Source organism: Klebsiella sp. 64, assembly GCF_018223915.1.
Classification (GTDB): Bacteria; Pseudomonadota; Gammaproteobacteria; order Enterobacterales; family Enterobacteriaceae; genus Klebsiella; species Klebsiella pneumoniae.
Genome location: NZ_JAGRQZ010000012.1, coordinates 197163 through 203849 on the forward strand (window position 1 = coordinate 197163; position 6687 = coordinate 203849).

Annotated in this window: 7 protein-coding genes and 1 pseudogene; 7 read left to right on the forward strand and 1 reads right to left on the reverse strand. The window is 51.6% G+C overall.

Annotation, left to right across the window (positions count from 1 at the left end; all coding sequences use genetic code 11):
* Nucleotides 1–121 precede the first annotated feature (121 nt).
* Complete coding sequence (locus tag KHQ23_RS26295; RefSeq protein WP_121598668.1) at nt 122–313, reverse strand: toxin-antitoxin system HicB family antitoxin; 192 nt, start codon at nt 311–313, stop codon at nt 122–124.
* A gap of 133 nt (nt 314–446) precedes the next feature.
* Here KHQ23_RS26295 and KHQ23_RS10085 point away from each other — a divergent pair, with 133 nt between their 5' ends.
* The 7 genes and pseudogenes from KHQ23_RS10085 to KHQ23_RS10115 all read left to right on the forward strand — a co-directional run.
* Complete coding sequence (locus KHQ23_RS10085; RefSeq protein WP_121598667.1) at nt 447–707, forward strand: host cell division inhibitor Icd-like protein; 261 nt, start codon at nt 447–449, stop codon at nt 705–707.
* The gene (locus KHQ23_RS10090) at nt 700–900 is read left to right on the forward strand and encodes a hypothetical protein (RefSeq protein ID WP_127900054.1); all 201 of its coding nucleotides are present in this window, start codon (nt 700–702) and stop codon (nt 898–900) included. Before KHQ23_RS10085 ends, KHQ23_RS10090 begins: the two co-directional genes overlap by 8 nt.
* Nucleotides 901–904: 4 nt before the next feature.
* Nucleotides 905–1204, forward strand: a complete 300-nt coding sequence (locus KHQ23_RS10095; RefSeq protein WP_121598666.1) for a DUF4222 domain-containing protein — start codon at nt 905–907, stop codon at nt 1202–1204.
* The gene (locus tag KHQ23_RS10100) at nt 1201–3324 is read left to right on the forward strand and encodes a DUF927 domain-containing protein (protein ID WP_121598665.1); all 2124 of its coding nucleotides are present in this window, start codon (nt 1201–1203) and stop codon (nt 3322–3324) included. The genes KHQ23_RS10095 and KHQ23_RS10100 overlap by 4 nt, the downstream gene beginning before the upstream one ends.
* A 478-nt stretch (nt 3325–3802) precedes the next feature.
* A complete protein-coding gene (locus tag KHQ23_RS10105) occupies nt 3803–3997 on the forward strand; it encodes a hypothetical protein (protein ID WP_044067013.1) in 195 nt (64 codons plus the stop codon).
* A complete protein-coding gene (locus KHQ23_RS10110) occupies nt 3994–5907 on the forward strand; it encodes a ClpP-like prohead protease/major capsid protein fusion protein (protein ID WP_121598664.1) in 1914 nt (637 codons plus the stop codon). Before KHQ23_RS10105 ends, KHQ23_RS10110 begins: the two co-directional genes overlap by 4 nt.
* Before the next feature lie 391 nt (nt 5908–6298).
* A pseudogene (locus KHQ23_RS10115) lies at nt 6299–6687 on the forward strand (tail assembly protein); the annotation flags it as partial.

Below are 6687 nucleotides of genomic sequence, written 5' to 3' on the forward strand. Positions count from 1 at the left end.
TGCTGGGCCGCCAATGCAGTAACACTAAACATATTCAGGGTATCTGGCTTGCCGCTGGTGGTCAAAGCCGGGATGCTTTTTTTTCCGTATACCTGCCGGGTACGGCGATGGCGTATACCTCTCAGCCTTTCGGCTCGATTCCTTGCCGGCGCAATTCTGCGCGCGCTAGCTCTTTCATCCAGTTACCAAGGCTAACACCGGATTTGGCAGAGACTTCATCGAGTTGTTCCTTAAATTCCGGACTTAAGCGCATACTAAAAATCGGTGATTTACCTGCGCCCTTTGGGCTTTTATCTCTCTTTATTGTTGACATGTATGGACCCGTTAAAATACTATCATTGACATTAGGTCCATACACTAACATGTGTATACCTGAAAAAACAACGCCCCGGACTGCGGGAACAGTGCCAGGGCGTCTAACCAAAACGTTATACGAGGTAACGAATATGGCTGGATCACAGCATACCCAAACTCGCCCTAAATTTACATGGTTGTTCCTGGCTAAGCCTAAAAGCCATCCTAATTGCCATCCAGTAATCGTCCGTTTTAGTGCAGATACAGAGGATGCGGCACGGCAGGCGTTTCCTGGCTGGAGCCTGACCTTTGCCGCAAAGATTCGTACAGAATTCCCTTGCCGCTTTGCTTTCCACGATTACGCCTCCGGAATGTCGCTGGCGTTCGATAACGGTGAGGTGCGCCATGCATAGTCAGATTCCGGTACTTAATGTTGATCTCCACGTCCCCCTGGATTTTTCCGGCCGCATCATGCTTTATGTTGAAAATGGTCTTGTGAAATCTGACTTACCATTGCTGCCGGATGAGATAATCGGAACGCCGACACTGTTTAATCAATTGCTTGAACGTGCCGGATATCGCGTAACCCCAGTAGAAAGGGATTAAAGCTATGAGAAAGAAAAATACCGGATTTACCTCCGGGGGTCTTACTCATCCTGAGATCCTCCCGGGCGATGTTTACCAGGATAAACGGGGAGAGCGTGTAACGGTTTTATCTGCGACACCAAACCGCATCTGTTTTATTCGCAACGGGTATACGGGGGAATGTGCATTTCCTGCGGTTCGTTTTCTGAGGGAGTTCACGCCAGTGAAGCGCCAGACAATCGCCGAATGGTGCGACACCAACAATACAGCAGAAAAGATAAAGAAAATTCGCGCGATGATTGCCGCTAAGAGAGCAGGGAAATGAAAAACGCACCGAACGTGAAGCAGCTGCCGAAGGACAAATTTACGGAGGCGATTATTTTTGCTGGTGCTGACGCATGGAGTCATGCCAAACAATGGGAAGAGGGATTAGGTAAGCAGATTGCGGAAGACACCACGCCTCCTGTTTATCTGGGGCCGAGGCAACTGGAGGAACTGGACAATCTGCGCATTATCGATGATGGCCGCCGAGCTGCGCGGGTGTACCTGGCTGGCGAGATTGAGCCGCTGATGATTAACGCGATTGGTGTCCGGCTGGCGCTCGCAGGTGTGCAGGATGCCAAGTTGTATAAAGGCATTCCGGATCGCCATCCGGAGGACTGGCATGATTATCTTAAGCGTCTCAGGGAAGAGGCGGAGAGCGGGGAGAGCACAGTGGTAAATCTTCCGGTGAAGAAACGAGAGCCGAAGCCTGACACTAGTGATGAATTGAAACCCCGTGTTGAGAGCCGCGATGATGGCCTGTACTGGATAACCCCAAAAGTGGATAAGGATAGCGGCGAGATCATCAACAATGAAACGTGGTTATGTTCCCCGCTTGAAGTTGTCGGGTCTGGTAGTGACGGAGCAGAGCGATATCTTGTTTTGCGCTGGCGTTCGGCGTGTGGCCGGGAAGAAATCACCAGGGCGATACCGTGTGCGGATATCGGGGAGCGAGAGGGCTGGCGGGTGCTGAAATCTGGTGGTGTTCAGGTTACAACGAAAAGCACATACCGGGCGATTCTGGCCGACTGGCTACAACAAAGTAGCACCGGGCAGGAATGGCGGATCAGCCACACATCCGGATGGCAGCACGGCGCGTACATCATGCCGGACGGCGAAGTTATCGGGGATCCGGAAACGCCGATTCTGTTTAACGGTCGCAGCGCGGCGGCGGGCGGCTATGTGGTGGCAGGAACGGCGGAAGGCTGGCGTGATTCGGTGGCCCGGCTGGCTGGTGGCAACCCGTCAATGATGCTGGGTGTTGCCACATCGCTGGCTGCGCCGCTGGTGGGGTTGGTTGGTGCTGATGGGTTCGGGGTTCACCTTTTCGAGCAGTCGAGCGCGGGTAAAACGACTACAGCCAATATTGCGAGCAGTCTTTGGGGCGAACCGGACGCGCTGCGCCTCACCTGGTACGGAACCGCGCTGGGTATAGCCAATGAAGCGGAGGCGCACAATGATGGCCTGCTACCGCTGGATGAAATCGGGCAGGGGAGCAACGCGCGTGATGTGGCTACGTCTGCTTATACCCTGTTCAACGGCGCCGGAAAGCTGCAGGGGGCTAAAGAGGGGGGAAACCGCGAGTTAAAGCGCTGGCGCACCGTAGCGATCAGCACCGGAGAGATGGATATTGAAACCTTCCTTGCTGCTGGTGGGCTAAAGGTCAAAGCGGGGCAACTGGTGCGCCTGCTGAATATCCCGATGGAGAAATCGACGGTATTTAACGGTCAGCCGAACGGAAAGGCCCATGCCGACGCTCTGAAAGAGGCGTGGATCGATAACCACGGAGCGGCGGGGCGTGAGTGGGTTAAGTGGCTGGCAACCCACCAGCAGGAAGCAAAACAGGCTGTAAGGGACGCGCAGACGCGCTGGCGTGGCCTTATCCCGGCAGACTACGGCGAACAGGTTCACCGTGTGGCTGAGCGTTTCGCCATTCTGGAGGCAGCGCTGGTAACGGGTACGACAATAACCGGATGGAGTGAGCAGGCCTGTCGTGACGCTATCCAGTACAGTTTTAATGCTTGGGTGAAAGAGTTCGGCACCGGGAACAAAGAGCACCAACAAATCATCGAGCAGTGCGAAGCGTTTTTGAATACCTACGGATTTAGCCGTTACCTTCCATACCCGGAAAGCGACGCTCGCGATCTGCCGATTAAAGAGCTTGCGGGGTACAGAACGGGAAGTCAGTCCAGTGATGAAGTATTTAAGTTCTACACCTTCCCCGCGGCATTTGAGCAGGAGATAGCCAGAGGCTTTAACCATACGCAATTTGCCAGGGCTTTAGCCAGTGCCGGGATGCTTGAGACCGGGGATAAAGGGAGGCACAAGAAGAAAGCACTACGCAAGATGGGCGGCAAGCAGCATGTGTTTTATGTGCTGATGTTCTCACCTGATGATGAGTAATTTTTTATACACGTGAGGTAAAAATTAGTGGGTTACGTGGGTTATACAGTGGATAAGTGCATTAAGGTAATGATTTTAAAGGAACATCGTAACCCACTCGTAACCCACTTTACCCCGTTTATAACCCACTGACAGGGCAAAATAACCCACCAGCGAAATCGTAACCCACTTTAAAAACGGCTTAGTGGGTTATTTCATGGGGTTAGTGGGTTACGTTTTTGTGTTGATTAAATGTTAACTCGTTGAATGTATGAAATAAAAAATACTTAGCAAGCGAAGATAACCCAATAACCCACGTAACCCACCACGTTTTGTATCTATACGCATAAAAAAATTGAGTAAATCTTGCTGCCGGGTAAACCCGGTTTTTTTATGCCTCAATCTAATTAATCTGTTTTTCTGATTAAAATGATTTTACTTACCACTTTTATTGATCAATGATTGCGAATGTACCATCAATCACGATAAGGGTAAGAAGATGGCAGAACGGAACAATAAGCAGCACGATAAAGGCGGTACGGTTCATATCGATGCTGAAACTATGAAGAAGATCGAAGAGTACCAGGCATTCATCCGCAAGAATCACCCGGAAATGCCTGTACCCACTAAAGGCCAGATTGTGCGTAGCAGCGTGAACTACTGGCATCACCATACGCTGGGGGCATGGCTATGAAAGGCTGGTACACCATTAAAGCATCCAACGACGCCACCAGCGCCAATATCAGTATTTACGAGGAGATCGGCGGCTGGGGTATTACTGCTCAGCAGTTCTCTGAAGACCTGAAAGCCCTGGGCGATATTTCCCATATCAGCCTTCACATCCACTCACCCGGCGGTGACGTATTCGACGGCATCGCTATCTACAACCTCCTGAATAAACACCCGGCAAAAATCACGGTGTATATCGATGGGCTGGCAGCTTCTATGGCATCCGTTATTGCAATGGCGGGTGATCGTATCGTCATGCCGGAAAATGCCCTCATGATGATTCACAAGCCGTGGGGCATTTCCGGTGGAAATGCCAATGACATGCGTGACTATGCCGAGTTGCTGGACAAGGTGGAAAACGTCCTGATCCCCGCCTACGCACGCAAAACAGGTAAGTCTGCTGAGGTGCTGGCGTCTCTGCTGGAGGAGGAGACTTGGATGGATGGTAGAGAATGTGTGGCGCAGGGATTTGCGGATGAGTTACTGCCGGCCGTCAGTGCGATGGCTCGCATCGAATCAAAACGAATTGAGGATTTTGAACATATGCCCAAAAACATCAAAGGGATGATCACCCAACCTAAAGGCTCTACTGGTTCAGTTGTGCCGGAACAGAACCGTATCAACGGTATTAAAGATTTGTTTGCCATGTTTGGCGGCAAGCATGATGCGCTGAAAATGCAGTGCCTGGAAGATGCCGACTGTACACCGGATAAAGCAAAAGACCTGCTGCTGGCCGAAATAGGGCGAAATGCCACACCATCCAACAAAAACTCTTTTTCCCATGTTTATGTGGGCAACGGTAACATCGTGGGTGACGGTATTCGACAGGGGTTAAATGCCCGTCTGGGTCACGAACGCGCCGAACGCGGGAACCCTTATGCCATGATGAGCCTGTTTGATATGGCTCAGGCATCGCTGGTGGATCGTGGCATTAGTATCAGCGGCTTTGGCAACCGCTCGCAAATTGTGAATCTGGCCTTTACGCACAGTACCAGCGACTTTTCCCATATCCTTGCTGGTGGCGCTGAGAAATCTGTTCTTACAGGCTGGCAGAACAGCGGTGAAACTTTCCAGCAGTGGACGAAAACCGGCTCGCTATCCAACTTCCATGAAGCCAAGCGCGTTGGGCTGAACGGCTTTTCTGAGCTGGAAAAGGTGCCAGAGGGGGCTGAATACAAATATGTCACTACCAGTGACAGCGGCGTACCTATCGCGCTTGCGACGTATGGCAATATCTTCTCCATTACCCGCCAGGCCATCATCAATGACGATTTGAGCCAACTGACGACCGTTCCTCAGGCTATGGGCCGTGCTGCTGCGCGTACTGTAGGGAATCTGGTCTATCTGAACCTGACTGCGAACAGCAAGTTTACAGACGGTAAGCCGCTATTCCATGCCGACCATAAAAACCTCATCGCTAAAGGGATGGACACAGACGGACTGAATGAAGCCCGTAAGGCTATGCGACTGCAAGAGGACGCGAACGGCGATCCAATTAACGTTATTCCAGCCTACATCCTTGTTCCTGCGGCTCTGGAAGGTGCAGCGAATCGCGCTGTACTTTCTTCATCCTCACTGTTCCCGGTAGACCAGGACGGCACTCTGAACCAGAACCCCGGCATTATCAACGTGGTTAAAGATATGGCACAGGTGATCGTTGAGCCGCGTCTGGATAAAGCCAATAACGCGCAGTGGTATGTCGCAGCAGCACAGGGCACAGACACCATCGAGGTGGCTTATCTCGACGGGATGGATACGCCATATCTTGAGCAGCAGGAGGGCTTCACCGTTGATGGTATCGCCTGGAAGGTGCGCATCGATGCAGGTGTGGCTGCGCTGGACTACCGCGGGCTGGTCAAATCGAGTGGGGCATAAGAGCAGAGGGGCGGCCACGGCTGCCCATTTCTCGTGGGTCCTCCGGGCGGGGCGACCTGCCACGGGGCGGCGCGCTCGCGGGAAACGGCTGGTTTTTGAATTCTATAGACATCATCATCATTTGCTAACTGATTGATTTTAAATGCATGAAAATCTTAAAAAGTGGCAATGATGATGGGTTGTGTGTTTTTTGTTCATCATCATCGGAGGGTAATGATGAAAACAATACGGCTGACAATTACTGAACTGGCCGACGTCACCGGAGTTCACCGACAAACGGTATCAAAGCGCCTGCAGGACATTCCGCCTGAGTCGGGCAGTAGCTGTAAGAGAAAGTATTACGATCTGAAATTAGCATTGGCGGCAATTTACTCTAACGGAGAAAGACATAATGCCAAGTAAAGAAGTGATGACCCGTATTGAACTTAGTGGTGTATTAGCTAAGACGTTCGGTCGTGTTCACCACCGAGTAATCAGAACGACTCAGGAAGCAGGCGTGGCATTAGCGGCGACAATTCCGGGTTTTGAGCGATTCATGATCGATAGCAAAGACAAGGGGCTGACCTTTGCTGTTTTCAGGGGTAAGACAAATATTGGCGCCGATGATTTGGGTTATCCGGTAACGGGTGACGCTATTCGCATTGTCCCGGTTATTGCCGGCAGCAAAAAATCCGGTTTGCTTCAGACAATAATGGGGGCCGTGCTCGTCGCCGCGGGAGCTATTGCAACCTTTGTTTTCGATCAGCCATGGGGTGTTAAGGAAGGTGCGAATAAGCAGGT